A 16930-nucleotide genomic window follows, 5' to 3' on the forward strand; every position below is an offset into this window, starting at 1 on the left:
GGTCATACCAATTTACCACTTTGTTTAAGTGCTTGTATTTACAAGTAAGGTTAAAATACAAACTCATGGCGTACAAAAAGATTCAGCAAGCGAAGTTATCCGATGTGATCACTGCCCGTCTAGAAGAAATGATTTTAGAGGGAAGCTTTGCCGCAGGACAAAAGTTACCAGCAGAGCGAGAGCTTGCTGCAGAGTTTAATGTATCACGACCATCGCTGCGTGAAGCCATTCAAAATCTTGAAGCAAAAGGCTTAGTAACCCGTCGCCAAGGTGGCGGTACCTTTGTTAGCGAGACATTATTAAGTGGTATGGCAGACCCGTTGTTTGCCTTAATGGCCAGCAAGCAAGAATCACAGTTTGATTTACTGGAGTTTCGTCACGGTATCGAAGGGATGGCTGCTTATTATGCGGCGATGCGCGGTACTCAGGCAGATTTTCAGGTGATCAAAGAAAAGTACGAAGCGATCAGCGTTGCACAAATTGAAAACACCTCATTGAGTGAGAATTTTCGCGCTGAAGCTGAAAGCGTATTTGAATTTTATCTATCTATTTGCCAAGCCTCGCATAATGCCGTGATTTTGCAACTTGCCAAAGCGATGAGCAGTTTATTAATAGATAATATTGAAAAGAATTTAAAGGTATTGGCTAAGCGTCCGGAAGTACCGGGACGTATCAGTCAGTACCGTAAAAAATTGTTAGAAAGCATTATCAGTGGTGAGCCGAACAAAGCATGGGGAGCAAGCCATAAAAACCTTTCTTATATAGAAGAGGTAATGCTTAATTTAGCAGATGAAAATTCACGAGTAACGCGCTCTTTACGCCGTTTGCAGATGCAATAAGCATTGCAAAGACAAATGCAAAGATAAATGCAACAAATGTTGCGTTAATCATTGCAGTAAAAAGAGCACAAAATCGTTACCCGTATTTATTAAATCTAGCCTTTAACAGTAAACGTTTTCCGCTAATTTGGACTACCTTTAAGGCTAACTCAAAATTAAAAGTACCTTCCACTATGGTAAGGTGCCAAAACTTGGAGATAAACATCGTCATGACTGAGCAAATCAATCACGATATCGATCCACAAGAAACGCAAGAATGGCTTGAGTCATTAGAAGCTATTCTTGAGCAAGATGGACCAGAGCGTGCGCATCAGATCCTTGAATCACTTATCGAAAGAGCTCGCCGTGGTGGTACTCATTTGCCATTTGAGGCAACGACCGCTTATGTGAACAGTATTCCTCCTGGGCAAGAGCCTAATATGCCAGCGGACCAAACCATTGAAGCACGCATTCGTGCGGCTATTCGTTGGAACGCGATGGCATTGGTACTGCGCGCGTCTAAAAAAGACTTAGAACTAGGTGGTCACATTGGTTCTTTCGCATCAAGTGCAACATTATACGATGTTGGTTTTAACCACTTCTTTAAAGCGGCCAGCCCTGCTGACGGCGGTGACTTTATCTTCGCTCAAGGTCATATCTCTCCAGGTATCTACGCTCGTGCGTTCCTTGAAGGCCGTTTAACTGAAAAGCAAATGGACAACTTCCGTCAGGAAGTTGATGGCGAAGGTTTATCGTCATACCCGCACCCACACTTAATGCAAGACTTCTGGCAGTTCCCAACTGTTTCGATGGGCTTAGGTCCATTGCAAGCGATTTACACTGCGCGTTTCCTTAAGTACTTAACTGACCGTGGTATTAAAGACTGTTCAGGTCAGCGCGTATACTGTTTTCTAGGTGACGGTGAAACCGATGAGCCAGAATCATTAGGTGCTATCGGCCTTGCTGCACGCGAAGGTCTAGACAACTTATGTTTCGTTATTAACTGTAACTTACAACGTCTTGACGGCCCGGTACGTGGTAACGGCAAGATCATTCAAGAGCTTGAAGGTACCTTCCGTGGTGCTGGCTGGGAAGTATGTAAAGTGATTTGGGGTTCTTACTGGGATCCACTTATTGCTCGTGATACTTCAGGCAAGCTTTTACAACTAATGAACGAAACCGTTGATGGTGAGTACCAAAACTGTAAAGCTAAAGGCGGTAAGTATACTCGCGAAAACTGGTTTGGTAAGTACCCAGAAACGGCACAGTTAGTTGCTAATATGTCAGACCATGACATCTGGCGCTTAAACCGTGGTGGTCACGATCCAGTAAAAGTATACGCAGCTTACGACAAAGCGATGAAGACCAAAGGTCGTCCAACGGTTATCTTAGCGAAAACGGTTAAAGGTTACGGTCTAGGTCAATCTGGCGAAGCACAAAACGTAGCTCATAACGTTAAGAAAATGGACATTGAATCAATTAAGCAATACCGCGATCGTTTCAATATGCCAATTTCTGATGATCAAATCGAAGATTTACCATTCTTCCGCTTTGCTGATGACAGCCCAGAAATGCAATACATGCGTGCTCGCCGTGAAGCATTAGGCGGTTCATTACCGGCACGCCGTGTGCAAGCTGATGAGCAATTAGAGATCCCATCATTAAAAGCGTTTGAAGCAATCACCAAAGGCAGTGGTGGTCGTGAAGTGTCTTCAACCATGACATTTGTACGTGTACTTAATGCACTACTGAAAGATAAGAAAATTGGTGATCGTATTGTACCTATCATTCCTGATGAAGCGCGTACTTTCGGTATGGAAGGTTTATTCCGTCAAGTAGGTATTTACGCGCACGAAGGTCAAAAATACGTACCACAAGATGCTGACCAAGTTGCTTACTACCGTGAAGACAAAAAGGGTCAAGTATTACAAGAAGGTATCAATGAGCTTGGTGCAATGGCATCATGGGTAGCGTCAGGTACCTCTTACTCAACCTGTAACGCGACAACCATTCCGTTCTACATCTACTACTCAATGTTTGGTTTCCAACGTGTTGGTGACTTAGCGTGGGCAGCAGGTGATAGCCAAGCGCGTGGTTTCTTATTAGGTGCAACAGCCGGTCGTACCACACTTAACGGTGAAGGTTTACAACACCAAGACGGTCATTCACACGTTCAAGCAGGTTTGATCCCGAACTGTTTAACCTACGATCCAACGTACGGTTACGAAGTTGCTGTGGTTGTTCGTGAAGGCTTACGTCGCATGTACCAAGAAAATGAAAACATTTTCTACTACTTAACGCTAATGAACGAAAACTACGAGCACCCAGCAATGCCAGAAGATGCAGAAGAAGGCATCATCAAAGGTATTTATAAACTAGATCGTGTTGAGCCAAGCAAAGACGCAGTGGCTAACGTACAGCTAATGGGTTCAGGTACTATCTTATTACAAGTACGTCAAGCAGCGCGTATTCTTGCTGAAGACTTCGGCATCTCGTCAGATGTTTACTCAGTAACATCATTTAACGAGCTAGCGCGTGACGGTCAAGAAGCAGCACGTTGGAACATGTTGCACCCTGAAAGCGATGCGAAAGTGCCGTACATCAGCACTGTGATCAGCAAAGGCGCAGGCCCTGCAATTGCCGCAACCGACTACGTTAAAGCATACTCAGATCAAGTTCGTGCCTTTATCGATACTGACTACCGTGTATTAGGTACTGACGGTTTTGGTCGCTCTGATAGCCGTGCAAACTTGCGTCGTCACTTTGAAGTAAACCAAAACTACATTGTAGTAGCGGCACTTTATGAATTAGCACAACGTGGCGAGATCAAAATGGACGTAGTTACTAAAGCGATTAGCGACTTTGGTATCGACGCTGACAAGATCAACCCGTTATACGCGTAAGCTAGCAAATTAAAGGATAAAAAGATGTCTGAAATGAAAGAAATTCTAGTTCCTGATGTTGGCGGTGATGCTGTAGAAGTTATCGAACTTGCTGTTGCAGTCGGTGATACTGTCGCAGTTGAAGACGCGTTAGTAAGCGTTGAAACCGATAAAGCATCGATGGATATCCCATCACCAGAAGCGGGTGTGGTTAAAGAAATTAAAGTTGCTGTTGGCGACAAAATTTCTGAAGGCGATCTGATCGTGATTATCGAAGTAGCGGGTGCAGCAGATGCTGCGCCTGCACAACAAGCAGCGACTGAAACTGCAGCACCCGTAGCGGCACCAGTGGCTACTCCGGCGGCAAGTGCAGCACAAGTTATTGAAGTAACCGTGCCAGATATTGGTCAAGACGGCGAAGTCGACGTTATCGATGTGCTTGTATCTGCTGGTGATGTCATTGAAGCCGAGGATGGCTTGATCACGCTTGAAACTGACAAAGCCACCATGGACGTTCCTGCGCCACAAGGCGGTAAAGTGGTTGAAGTAAAAGTTGCCAATGGTGACAAAGTTGGTGAAGGTTCATTAGTACTACTTCTTGAAGTTGGTGCATCAGCCGAGGCAACAGCTCCAGCAGTTGAAGCCGCGGCACCATCTGCATCTGTAGCGCCTGCAGCTAGTGCGCCTCAAGCGTCACAGATAGTTGAAGTAACCGTGCCTGATATTGGTCAAGACGGTGAAGTCGATGTTATTGACGTACTTGTTTCAGCCGGTGATGTGATTGCTGCTGAAGATGGTTTAATCACCCTTGAAACTGATAAAGCGACTATGGACGTACCAGCGCCACAAGGCGGTAAGGTTGTTGAAGTAAAAGTCGCTACTGGTGATAAAGTGGGTGAAGGCTCTCTTGTATTATTACTAGAAATTCAAGCAGCAGCGCCAGCAAGTGCTCCGGCACCAGCGCCAGCCGCTGTGGCAGCTGAAAAAACGGTTGTTGCAACACAAGCACCACAAGAGAAAAAAGCAGCACCAGTGCCACATCACCCAAGTGCGGGTACTAAGGCAAGCCAAGGTCATATCTATGCGTCACCAGCGATTCGCCGTTTAGCGCGCGAGTTTGGCGTTGACTTAACGTTAGTAAAAGGCACCGGCAAAAAAGGTCGTATCGTTAAAGAAGACGTACAGTCTTATGTTAAGTACGAATTATCGCGTCCAAAAGCTACGGCTAGCAGTTCAGTTTCTGGCGGTCAAGGTGGTTTACAAGTTATCGCTCAACCAAAAGTAGACTTTGCTAAGTTTGGTGAAGTAGAAACGGTACCACTAACGCGTATTCAAAAGATTTCGGGTCCAAACTTACACCGTAACTGGGTAACCATCCCACATGTTACCCAGTTTGATGAAGCCGATATCACCAATGTTGAAGCGTTCCGTAAAGAGCAAAACGTACTGGCTGAAAAGAGAAAGCTTGGCTTTAAGATCACACCATTGGTATTTATCTTGAAAGCCGCAGCAGCTGCGCTTAGAGAATACCCAGTATTCAACTCAAGCTTGAGTGAAGACGGCGAAAGCTTGATCATGAAGAAATACGTGCACATTGGTGTTGCCGTAGATACGCCAAACGGTTTGGTTGTACCTGTGGTTCGTGACGTTGATCAAAAAGGTATTTACGAACTATCAAAAGAGCTTCTTGAGATTTCAGCGAAAGCTCGCGATGGTAAGTTAACTGCGAAAGATATGCAGGGTAGCTGTTTTACCATTTCATCACTTGGTGGTATCGGTGGTACGGCATTTACACCAATCGTTAATGCCCCAGACGTTGCAATCTTAGGTGTATCTAAATCTGAGATGAAGCCGAAGTGGAACGGTAAGGAATTTGAACCTCGCCTAATGTTACCGCTAAGCTTGTCATACGATCACCGTGTGATTGATGGCGCGGTTGCGGCTCGCTTTAGCGTGTACTTGTCATCAATGATGACAGACATTCGTCAACTGATTTTATAATCAGAATAAACCGGTGGCTTTGCCGCCGGTTTTGTTTGTCTATTGGAACGTTTCTTATCAGCAATTAGTGTTACGCAAACACAGATGTTGCTGAGATTGTTGCTGACTTTGGGCAAACAATAAAAGTTATTAAGAAAACTTTACCAACCGTAGTCAAAATATGAGCGAAGTTGGTAATTTTTTACGGAATTATTGGCGATTTTTTGTTACACACTGTAAACTTGCCAACCGTTAAAAAAATAAAGTGCGTTACGGTGAATTTTTACGGTAACGACTATACAGAAATTGAATTTCAATGCATGCCCAAAGGCGACAATGGGGGTGCAAATGAGGGGTCAGTTACGGGCTCGTAACTGGCGCTAGATAAAAGTATTTGAGGTAAACATGAGCAACGAAATTAAAACACAAGTTGTGGTTTTAGGTTCTGGCCCTGGTGGTTATTCAGCGGCATTTCGCGCGGCTGACTTGGGTATGGATGTTGTATTAATTGAAAAATACAGCAATTTAGGTGGTGTATGTCTAAATGTTGGTTGTATTCCATCAAAAGCATTACTGCACGTTGCTAAAGTGCTTGATGATGCCAAAGATATGGCTGCTCACGGTGTTACCTTTGGTGAGCCACAAATCGATTTAGAAAAAATCCGCGAGTGGAAAAACAAAGACGTTGTTGGCAAGTTAACGCAAGGCGTTAGCGGCATGGCTAAAATGCGTAAAGTTAACGTTGTTACGGGTTACGGTAAGTTCACTGGCCCTAACTCAATTGCTGTTGAAGGTGAAAACGGCTCAACAACCGTTAACTTCGATAACGCTATCATCGCTTGTGGTTCATCAGTAGTCAACCTACCGTTTATCCCTGAAGACGAGCGTATCATCGACTCAACGGGCGCACTAGAGCTTAAAGACGTACCAGCAGAAATGTTAGTACTAGGTGGTGGTATCATCGGTCTAGAAATGGGTACCGTATACAGCTCACTAGGTTCTAACGTATCTGTTGTTGAGTTTGCTGACCAATTAGTACCAGCAGCTGACGCTGATGTTGTTAAGATTTACACTAAGCACAACAAGCCACGTTTTAAATCAATCATGCTATCTACTAAAGTAGTTGCCGTTGATGCGAAAGAAGACGGTTTATACGTAACGTTTGAAGGCAAAAACGCACCAGAAGGTCAAGTTCGTTACGACAAGATCTTAGTAGCGGTTGGTCGTAAGCCAAACGGTCACTTAGTTGCTGCTGATAAAGCAGGCGTTAACGTTGACGAGCGTGGTTTCATCAACGTAAGCAACGAAATGCGTACTAACGTTAACCACATCTTCGCTATTGGTGATGTTGTTGGTCAACCAATGCTTGCACACAAAGCGGTTCACGAAGCACACGTTGCTGCGGAAGTTATCGCTGGTAAGAAGCACGTGTTCGATCCACGTTGTATTCCATCAATTGCTTACACAGATCCTGAAATTGCGTGGGTTGGTGTTACTGAGCGTGAAGCGAAAGAGCAAGGTCTTAACATTGAAGTAGCGAACTTCCCATGGTCTGCATCAGGTCGTGCGATTGCTTCAGCTCGTACTGAAGGTAAAACTAAGCTTATCTTCGACAAAGACAGCGGTCGCGTACTAGGTGGTGCGATTGTTGGTATCAACGCTGGTGAAATGTTAGGTGAAATCGGTCTAGCAGTTGAAATGGGCGCTGATGCAGAAGATGTTGGTTTAACTATCCACGCTCACCCAACGTTAAACGAATCAATTGGTTTAGCGGCAGAAATCTTTGAAGGTTCAATTACTGATTTACCTAACCCAAAAGCGGTTAAAAAGAAGAAGTAATTCGACGCTTTAATTAAAAGCCTAAAAAGCGCTTGCTGACGTTGTTAGCAAGCGCTTTTTTCTTAATAGGGGTTAAGGCAACGCGATATGCTCGTTTCTTGATGACAGTAGAGAACAAATATGCATTGGTCGTTAAGCCTATTGAAAACTCACTATCACTCATCGATATACCATTATCATTTTTATGAATAGTAGATATAAACTTGAACAAGTCATACTTGTGTTCAGTTTTGAACAGCTATCCCGTATAATTTATGCGGTTAAAAATTTATTTCCCAAACAGAATGCTTGTTCGTCGAAACAAGCGAATTGTTGAATTCATGAGAGGAAAGCACAGTGCTTCAAGAATATCGTAAACACGTAGAAGAACGTGCAGCTGAAGGTATTGTTCCAAAGCCTTTAGATGCAGAACAAGTAGCGCAATTAGTTGAGCTAGTTAAGAACCCACCAGCAGGTGAAGAAGAGTTTTTATTAGACCTATTAACCAACCGTGTACCACCAGGCGTAGATGACGCGGCATACGTTAAAGCGGGTTTCTTAGCTGCTGTTGCTAAAGGTGAAGCAAGCTCGCCAATTTTAAGCGCAGAGCGTGCGGTTGAACTATTAGGTACTATGTTAGGTGGTTACAACATTCAACCTATGATTGACCTATTAGATGACGAAGCGTTAGCGGAAGTTGCCGGTAAAGGTTTATCAAAAACCTTACTAATGTTCGATGCATTCTATGACGTAAAAGAAAAAGCAGAAGCGGGTAACGCACAAGCGAAAGCGGTTATGGAATCTTGGGCAAACGGTGAATGGTTCACTAACCGTGACAAAGTTGCTGAAAAAATCACTGTAAAAGTATTTAAAGTAACTGGCGAAACCAACACCGATGACCTTTCTCCGGCACCAGATGCATGGTCTCGTCCTGATATCCCTCTGCATGCAAAAGCAATGCTTAAAATGTCTCGTGACGGTATCAACCCTGATGAAGACGGCACTGTTGGTCCAATAGCCCAAATCGAAGAGCTACAAAAAGACGGCATTCAACTAGCATACGTTGGTGATGTTGTGGGTACCGGTTCATCTCGTAAGTCAGCGACTAACTCTGTTCTTTGGTTCATGGGTGAAGACATCCCTTACGTACCAAATAAGCGTGGTGGCGGTGTATGTTTAGGTGGCAAAATTGCGCCAATCTTCTACAACACTATGGAAGACTCAGGGGCACTACCAATTGAGCTAGATGTGCAAGCGATGAACATGGGTGACGTAATTGACATCTTCCCTTACGAAGGTGTTGTTAAGCGCTCTGGTACTGACGAAGTTATCTCTACGTTTGAACTAAGCCCGGTACTTCTTGACGAAGTTCGCGCGGGTGGTCGTATTCCACTAATCATTGGTCGTGGCTTAACTGGCCGTGCTCGTGAAGCGTTAGGTCTAGGTGAAACTGACTTATTCGCAAAACCTGTGGACGTAGTAGATTCTGGTAAAGGTTTTACCCTTGCTCAGAAAATGGTTGGTAAAGCATGTGGCGTTGAAGGTGTTCGCGCGGGTCAATACTGTGAACCGAAAATGACTACAGTAGGTTCGCAAGATACCACCGGTCCTATGACGCGTGACGAGCTTAAAGACTTAGCATGTTTAGGTTTCTCTGCAGACTTAACGATGCAGTCTTTCTGTCACACCTCTGCATACCCTAAGCCAGTTGACGTGCAAACTCACCACACCTTACCGGACTTCATCATGAACCGTGGTGGTGTATCGCTTCGCCCAGGTGACGGTGTAATCCACTCTTGGTTAAACCGTATGTTGTTACCAGATACTGTTGGTACTGGTGGTGACTCTCACACCCGTTTCCCACTAGGTATTTCATTCCCTGCGGGTTCTGGCCTAGTAGCATTTGCCGCAGCAACAGGTGTTATGCCTCTTGATATGCCAGAATCGGTATTGGTTCGTTTTAAAGGTGAAATGCAGCCAGGTATCACGTTACGTGATCTTGTACATGCTATCCCTTACTACGGTATCAAGAACGGCCTATTAACGGTTGAAAAAGCAGGTAAGATCAACGAATTCTCTGGTCGTGTACTAGAAATTGAAGGTCTTAAGGGCTTAACTGTTGAGCAAGCGTTCGAATTATCAGATGCATCTGCTGAACGTTCAGCTGCAGGTTGTACAATCAAGCTAGAAGAAGACGCAGTTAAAGAATACCTTGAGTCTAACATCGTTATGCTTAAGTGGATGATTTCTGAAGGTTACGGTGATGTTCGTACTATTGAGCGTCGTATTAAAGGTATGGAAGAGTGGTTAGCGAACCCGTCTCTGATGGAAGCTGACGCAGACGCTGAATACGCGCATGTACTAGAAATCGACCTTGCTGACATCAAAGAGCCAATCGTTTGTTGTCCAAACGATCCAGATGACGCTAAGTTATTGTCAGAAGTTGCTGGCGACAATGTTGATGAAGTATTCATCGGTTCTTGTATGACCAACATCGGTCACTTCCGTGCGGCAGGTAAACTACTAGAAGGCTTTGGTGGTGCGTTATCTACTCGTATGTGGGTTGCTCCTCCTACTAAGATGGACCGCGATCAGTTAACTGAAGAAGGCTACTACTCAATCTACGGTAAGTCAGGTGTTCGTATTGAAACTCCAGGCTGTTCACTGTGTATGGGTAACCAAGCACGTGTTGCTGATAAAGCAACGGTACTATCTACCTCTACGCGTAACTTCCCGAACCGTCTAGGTACAGGTGCGAATGTTTACTTAACGTCAGCTGAACTTGCGGCAGTAGGTGCAATCGTTGGTCACTTACCAACTGTTGAAGAGTACATGGAATACGCTAAGAAGATCGATGCAACAGCAGCCGATACTTACCGTTACCTAAACTTCCATAAGATGGAAAGCTACACTAAGAAAGCGAAAGAAGTGGTTATCGCACAAAACGTTGCGTAATAACTATTGTTACATGATTAGCTAAGGTTTTTAGCTAACATTTATTCGTAAAAAGGTCGCGTAAGCGACCTTTTTTATGGGCGAAATTTATCAGGCTGTAATATTGTGACACTCATACCTGTAGCAGTGTGAGCAAAGTACTTTTTAGCTGCCATATGCTAGCCTGTTTCCCTTATAATATAAGACGCTACCCCTTTACCAAATTTACGTGGACATCATGGAATATACTTTTCGTTCTGACTTTATTACGGCTAAAGCCACGGCTGAATTTAACTATGAGCATCAAATCATAGCCTATTGGTTGGAAAATGAAGTTGCTGACAATAAGCTAAAGTTAACCGAAATCATTGCACAATTAGAGCAATTAACAGAGAATAATCAAGAGCTTGAGTTGCCTGGGCAAGAGTACTCAATTTTGATCGAAGACGGTGAGGTTTACGTATCAGCTAACGCAACCTTACATGCCGAATCATTACCTGAGCATTTGCCCGAGTATTTACAAAGCGATGTTGATGACTTTGAACAAAACCAACAGGCATCATGTGGTTTAGAAGACTTTTTACAGATGTTGAACGATTGGCGCGAATTTTTATTAAATTATCATCGTTAATGACGACTGATTTTTATCAACCCGATGCAGCAAATACTTACCAAAACGTTTCTTTATTCGATATGTTTAGGTAAACATGCAATCGCTAGGTGCTCGAGTGACAACAGGTAGGCTATCAACCTATAAGTGGGACTAACTAGGTAACAGATTTTAATACTGGATAACATAATGACACAACAACCTCAGACACAAACCAGCAAGCCATCTCGATTAAAGCGTATTGTTTTACCAATCATCATTGTTGTTGTTGGTTTGCTGGTGATGGGGGTATTGTCATCGATGGCACCTGCTCCCGAGAAAAAGCCAAGCGATGCTAAACCACCATTGGTATCGGTAATGGATATTAAAACGGATGATGTCACATTTTATGTTACCAGCCAGGGTAGCGTCATGCCACGAACCGAAACACTGTTGATTTCGGAAGTGGCAGGGCAAGTGATTTATGTGTCTGACAAGCTAAGAGTCGGCGGGTATTTCAGTAAAGGTGAAATATTACTTGAAGTTGACCCTATTGTTTATGAAGTAAATGTGCTGCAAGCACAATCGCGATTAGAGTCAGCGCAAGCTTCTTTCATAGAAGAGCAGGCTCGCGCAGAGCAAGCCAAACAAGAATGGCAATTAACTGGTAAGCCATTATCTAAAGCGCCTATATTAGCGTTACGTAAACCACAAGTACAAAAGGCGCAAGCCGATGTCAAAGCAGCTAAAGCCGATTTAAAAGAAGCACAAACCAAATTAGCCCGAACGAAAATTAAAGCCCCTTATGATGCGCTGATAGCAGAAAAACATGTCGATATCGGTCAGTACGTGTCAACGGGAAGTCAATTGGCGAAAACGTATGCGATAGATTACGCAGAAGTTCGCTTGCCAATTAAACAAGCTGATTTACAGTATTTACGCTTACCAAAGCTTAATCGCCCGACTGAGCAGATCAGTAAGGTAACCCTCAGTGCACAACAAGGCCAAATAGCTCAGCAATGGTCATCGTTTGTGGCTCGCTATGAAGGCGTAGTGAGTAATGAGTCTCGGGTACACTACCTCGTTGCGCAAATTGATGATCCGTATAATTTGAATAACCAAGAAAGCGATAGCGAAGCACGTATGGGCATGTTTGTTCGTGCCAGTATTGAAGGCAAGTTAGCACGTAATGTGGTGATCTTACCTCAACAAGTTATTCATGGCGCTGATACCGTCTATGTCGTTGAGAAGGATAATACTTTAAGCGTGGTTAATGTTGATATTTTGCGTGCCGAAGGCAATCGAGTCTACGTTAAGAATACTTTTACCCCCAAGCAACGCATTATTACCAGTAATTTGCGTACCGCCATACCGGGGATGCCTGTGCGTATCGAGGGTGAAAAGCAAACAACGAACGATGATACCTTGCTAGCGGGAGAATAACACAATGGCCGCCATACAAGAAAAGTTAACAGGATTAATCGCTTGGTTTGCTAGAAACCACGTTGCCGCCAATTTATTGATGATATTTATCATCATTATGGGTAGCTATTCCTACAGTACCATCACCAAGAAAATGTTTCCCGAGTTTAGTCCCAATACCATTATGATCCAGGTGGTGCATTTAGGGGCGTCACCCGCCGATGTTGAGCAGTCAGTTGTTTTGCAAATTGAAGAGAAGCTGGAAAACATCCAAGGCCTTAAACGTATCACCTCCGAAGCCACCGAGGGCTTGGCATCGATCACCATTGAAATAAATTCGGGCTATTCGTTGCAAGATAAACTCGATGAAGTACAGATGCAGGTAGATACCATTACCACATTTCCAGCCCAAATTGAGCGCCCGTTGGTGATGAAACAAGAATTTCAAATGGATGTGATGTGGGTGTCGGTTAACGGCGATATGGATCGACGCACTCGCCAAGAGCTGGCGCAAGACATTAAAGATGAAATCATTGCCTTACCTGATGTTAATATTGCCGAAGTTGTCGGCTTGCGTGATTATGAAATTTCAGTGGAAATCTCTGAACTTAAATTACTTGAATACGGTTTAAGTTTTGATGAAATATCACAGGCCATTAAGCGTTCATCACTGGATTTACCCGGTGGTACTATCAAATCGTCAGGCGGTTACATTCAATTAAGAACGGATGGCCAAGCCTACACCGGCAGAGAGTTCTCGGATTTGGTACTGCGCACCAACCCAGACGGTACCCGTTTAACCTTAGGTGATATTGCTACCGTTAAAGATACCTTTGTTGAGGATGAGGGCTTCGCTCGGTTTGATGGTAAAAACACCACCAGCATTCGTATTCGCTCGACCAGTAACCAAAACGATTTAGCCATCGCTGAACAAGTTTATGATTATGTCGAACGCAAACAGCAAACTTTGCCTCCTGGGGTGAATATTGATGTATTCGCCGATTCATCATTTTATTTATCAGAACGCTTAAATATGATGATCAGTAACTTAGCATTGGGTGCCTTGTTAGTATTCATTGTTCTAACACTGTTTTTGCGAATACGCGTTGCTTTTTGGGTTATGGTCGGTATTCCCATTTGTTTCTTGGGCGCATTTACCTTTATGCCACTGTTAGGTGAATGGTCAGTGACCATTAACTTACTGAGCTTGTTCGCCTTTATTATGGTGCTTGGTATTGTTGTTGATGACGCGATTGTTATTGGCGAGAGTGTTTATAGTGAAATTCAGCATAAAGGTCACAGTGTCGATAACGTCATTCGCGGTGCTCATCGAGTTGCTATGCCGGCAACATTTGGTGTACTAACGACTATCGCGGCCTTTGCGCCATTATTATTTATCGATTCCAATATTAGTGGCTTTTTCCGAGCCATCGCCATTGTGGTGATTTTGTGTTTATTGTTTTCGATTATCGAGTCAAAATGGATTTTGCCGGCGCATTTAGCACGGATGAACTTTAAAGAAATCGACCCAGACAATGCGCATATTGTCCACAGAGTGCAATTACGCTTTAAAGCATGGCTAGATAAATTTATTAAAACCCGTTACCAACCATTGCTGCGCACCGCATTGCGTGCTCGCTATAACACCATGGCAGTGTTTATTGCTTTGTTCTTTATTTCCATTGGGTTGATTCAAGGTTCATTAGTCAAAACAGAGTTTTTCCCAACGGTACCAAGTGATTTTATTCAAGGTCAGTTAGTCATGGAAGATGGCACCGCGCCAGAGCGTCGTAATGCGGCACTGGAACGTGTAGCCCAAGCGGGGTATCAAGTTGCCGAAAATAATGTCCATAACGGTGAAGGCTTCTTACAGCACTTAATGGTGTATACCAACGGAAACTTAGCAGGCGGCTTTATGATGGAACTTAATAAAGCCGAACAAAGGGAGTTAGATGCCTTTGCCATAGAAAAATTATGGCGCCAACAAATTGGTGAAATCCCGGGGGTTAAAGAGTTGCGGTTATTTGCCGGTACAAACACCGGCGGTGGTGCGGCGCTTGAATTTCAACTAAATGGTAGCGATGAATATCAGCTTGAACAGGCGGGTATTGAAGTACAAGAAAAACTGGCGGAGTACGATGGTGTTTATGATATTCGCAACTCATTTAGCCGTGGTAGTGAAGAAATTAAGTTGTCGATTCGCCCAGAAGCAGAAGTACTTGGGATTAGCTTATCGGACTTAGCCAAACAGGTACGCCAAGCGTTCTATGGTGATGAAGCACAGCGTATTCAGCGTGGTCGCGATGAAGTCAAAGTCATGGTGCGTTATCCTGAAAGTGATCGTCGCTCACTGAGTGATTTAGAGAACATGTGGGTGCGTACACCAACCGGTAGCGAGGTGCCATTTTATCAGGTAGCGGATATTGAAATAGGCCAGGGCTTTTCAAAAATCACTCGTATCAACAATAAACGTACCGTGGTGATCCGTGCCGAAATCGATAGTGAAAAAGTAGAATCTCGGAAAATTTTGGCGGAATTTAATAATGATATTATCCCCAATATTTTGGCTCGTTACCCATCGGTTGCCTACGGCATGGAAGGGGCAACCAAAGAGCAACAAGACTTTGCCATGCAACTTGGCTTTTCCGCAGCAACGGCGCTGTTTTTAATATACTGTTTAATCGCTATTCCAACCAAGTCGTACAGCCAACCATTGGTGATTATGTCAGTGATCCCATTTGGGATTATTGGCGCTATTTGGGGGCATATGATTTTAGGCAAAACCATCAACATGATGTCAATGTATGGGTTTATCGCACTTTCTGGTGTTGTGGTGAATGATTCGTTGATTTTGGTCGATTTTATTAATCGCGCCAAGCAGTCAGGCAAGCGCATGCATGACATTGTTGTTGACGCCGGTATGCTACGTTTTCGGGCAATCTTGTTGACCTCATTAACGACATTTTTCGGTATTTTGCCGATCTACTTTGAAACCAGTTTGCAGGCGCAATTTATCATTCCTATGGCGATTTCATTAGGCTTTGGTATTATGTTTGCAACCGTTATTACACTGTTCTTAATTCCGGCGTTGTATATGATCCGCGAAGATATTCGCCATAAACTCAAGCGCACTAAGGTTAAGGTTGCAGAAATAGCGGGTTAACATGGTCATCACAGTATGAATAAGCAAGTGAATATCAGGGGCGTATAATGAAAATAGTCATATTACATGGGTTGTTTATGAATAAGCTCATTATGGCGCCGCTGGCGTTACGTCTCGAGCAGCTTGGCTATAATGTCGTTAATATTTCATACCCGAGCACTAATGCCGATAAATCACGTTTATTCGAGCATATTGACGAGCAAGTAGGTGAGGGGCCGGCGGTACTGCTTGGCCATTCATTAGGTGGTTTAGTGATAACGGACTATCTTGTTCATCAAGATGTGTCGGTTGAGCGTGTGCCTATGGTCATTACCTTAGGCACGCCACATCAAGGCGCACAAATTGCCAAAGACATGAAGCGGGTGAATATTGATAACCTACTAGGTTCATCAACCCAATTTGGCTTATTACCAACCGATATGTCAAAAACTTGGCCGGTTCCGCAAAAATTGATATCGATCGCCGGTAAGGTAAAACTCGGTGCAAGGCCATTACTCGATCGAGTATGGCGCGACGAGATTGAGGAATCGGATGGTACGGTAAGCATTAATGAAACGCAAATTCCCGGTATGAGTGAACACATTGTCGTTAAGCACTCTCATACCTCGATGGTATACTCTCGAGAAGTGGTGAATATTATCGATAAACAATGTAAAGCATTAAATCTAGCTTAGTTACTCTTACTAAACACAATATAGCGTGGCCTTAAAATCCACCTCTTAATACCTCTGTGCCATTTTTGGTACGTCTCTTTTACAGTTGATATTTTCAGCTTAAATGTTACACCCGCAAGTTCCGCTATTCTCCTACTTGTTCAAATATCCTGCACTTTGTTTGTGATTCGCTGCGCCAATACGGTGCAATAGCGTTGGTGATATATGTTTCTTTGGTCTTAAGTTGTTGATTTTGTGTGTTTTTATTTTGTGGTACGTAACTTGTAATAGTTGTCCTAGCAACTACCTAAGGGGGCGATAATGAAATTAATCAACGCAATAATTAAACCATTTAAATTGGATGACGTCAGAGAAGCCATCTCTGAAGTCGGTGTCGAAGGCTTAACCGTATCAGAGGTACGCGGTTTTGGTCGTCAAAAAGGTCACACTGAGTTATATCGTGGTGCTGAGTATCAAGTAGACTTTCTGCCAAAAGTAAAGCTAGAAATCGCAGTAAAGGCTGAAGACGCAGAACGCGTCATTGAAGCAATTAGTAAGTCTGCTCATACCGGTAAAATCGGTGATGGTAAGATTTTTGTTTACGACTTAGAACAAGCGGTACGTATTCGTACTGGCGAACAAGACACTGCAGCACTTTAATAGGGGGATAC

The 16930-nt window shown here is 43.7% G+C and carries 11 protein-coding genes; 10 read left to right on the forward strand and 1 reads right to left on the reverse strand.

The window, feature by feature from the left end; all coding sequences use genetic code 11:
* The first annotated feature begins 65 nt into the window (after positions 1 to 65).
* The 4 genes from pdhR to lpdA all read left to right on the forward strand — a co-directional run bounded on the left by pdhR (position 66) and on the right by lpdA (position 7519).
* Positions 66 to 839 (forward strand): pyruvate dehydrogenase complex transcriptional repressor PdhR, encoded by a 774-nt coding sequence (pdhR, locus tag ACAX20_RS02075; protein WP_371188177.1) that lies wholly within the window; start codon positions 66 to 68, stop codon positions 837 to 839.
* 209 nt (positions 840 to 1048) lie between these two features.
* Positions 1049 to 3721, forward strand: a complete 2673-nt coding sequence (gene aceE / locus ACAX20_RS02080) for a pyruvate dehydrogenase (acetyl-transferring), homodimeric type (RefSeq protein WP_371188179.1) — start codon at positions 1049 to 1051, stop codon at positions 3719 to 3721.
* A 24-nt stretch (positions 3722 to 3745) separates the two neighbouring features.
* Complete coding sequence (gene aceF, locus ACAX20_RS02085; RefSeq protein WP_371188181.1) at positions 3746 to 5701, forward strand: pyruvate dehydrogenase complex dihydrolipoyllysine-residue acetyltransferase; 1956 nt, start codon at positions 3746 to 3748, stop codon at positions 5699 to 5701.
* A 384-nt stretch (positions 5702 to 6085) separates the two neighbouring features.
* A complete protein-coding gene (gene lpdA, locus ACAX20_RS02090; RefSeq protein ID WP_371188183.1) occupies positions 6086 to 7519 on the forward strand; it encodes a dihydrolipoyl dehydrogenase in 1434 nt (477 codons plus the stop codon).
* Positions 7520 to 7532: 13 nt separating this feature from the next.
* On the opposite strand, the gene ACAX20_RS02095 is transcribed toward lpdA, so the two are convergent.
* The gene (locus ACAX20_RS02095) at positions 7533 to 7682 is read right to left on the reverse strand and encodes a hypothetical protein (protein WP_371188185.1); all 150 of its coding nucleotides are present in this window, start codon (positions 7680 to 7682) and stop codon (positions 7533 to 7535) included.
* 173 nt (positions 7683 to 7855) lie between these two features.
* Here ACAX20_RS02095 and acnB point away from each other — a divergent pair, with 173 nt between their 5' ends.
* The 6 genes from acnB to ACAX20_RS02125 all read left to right on the forward strand — a co-directional run bounded on the left by acnB (position 7856) and on the right by ACAX20_RS02125 (position 16919).
* Positions 7856 to 10453 carry a bifunctional aconitate hydratase 2/2-methylisocitrate dehydratase gene (gene acnB, locus ACAX20_RS02100; protein ID WP_371188187.1) on the forward strand — a complete coding sequence of 866 codons (2598 nt, stop codon included), beginning with the start codon at positions 7856 to 7858 and terminating at the stop codon, positions 10451 to 10453.
* 217 nt (positions 10454 to 10670) lie between these two features.
* A complete protein-coding gene (locus ACAX20_RS02105) occupies positions 10671 to 11063 on the forward strand; it encodes a YacL family protein (protein ID WP_371188189.1) in 393 nt (130 codons plus the stop codon).
* Between the two features lie 168 nt (positions 11064 to 11231).
* The gene (locus tag ACAX20_RS02110) at positions 11232 to 12464 is read left to right on the forward strand and encodes an efflux RND transporter periplasmic adaptor subunit (protein WP_371188191.1); all 1233 of its coding nucleotides are present in this window, start codon (positions 11232 to 11234) and stop codon (positions 12462 to 12464) included.
* Between the two features lie 4 nt (positions 12465 to 12468).
* Complete coding sequence (locus ACAX20_RS02115; protein WP_371188193.1) at positions 12469 to 15606, forward strand: efflux RND transporter permease subunit; 3138 nt, start codon at positions 12469 to 12471, stop codon at positions 15604 to 15606.
* A 47-nt stretch (positions 15607 to 15653) separates the two neighbouring features.
* On the forward strand, positions 15654 to 16280 hold the full coding sequence (locus tag ACAX20_RS02120) for an esterase/lipase family protein (protein WP_371188195.1): 627 nt from the start codon (positions 15654 to 15656) through the stop codon (positions 16278 to 16280).
* Positions 16281 to 16580: 300 nt separating this feature from the next.
* Positions 16581 to 16919, forward strand: coding sequence for a P-II family nitrogen regulator (locus ACAX20_RS02125; protein ID WP_371188197.1), 339 nt, complete (start codon positions 16581 to 16583; stop codon positions 16917 to 16919).
* Positions 16920 to 16930: the final 11 nt, after the last annotated feature.

The organism is Thalassotalea sp. Sam97, from assembly GCF_041379765.1.
Classification (GTDB): domain Bacteria; phylum Pseudomonadota; class Gammaproteobacteria; order Enterobacterales; family Alteromonadaceae; genus Thalassotalea_A; species Thalassotalea_A maritima.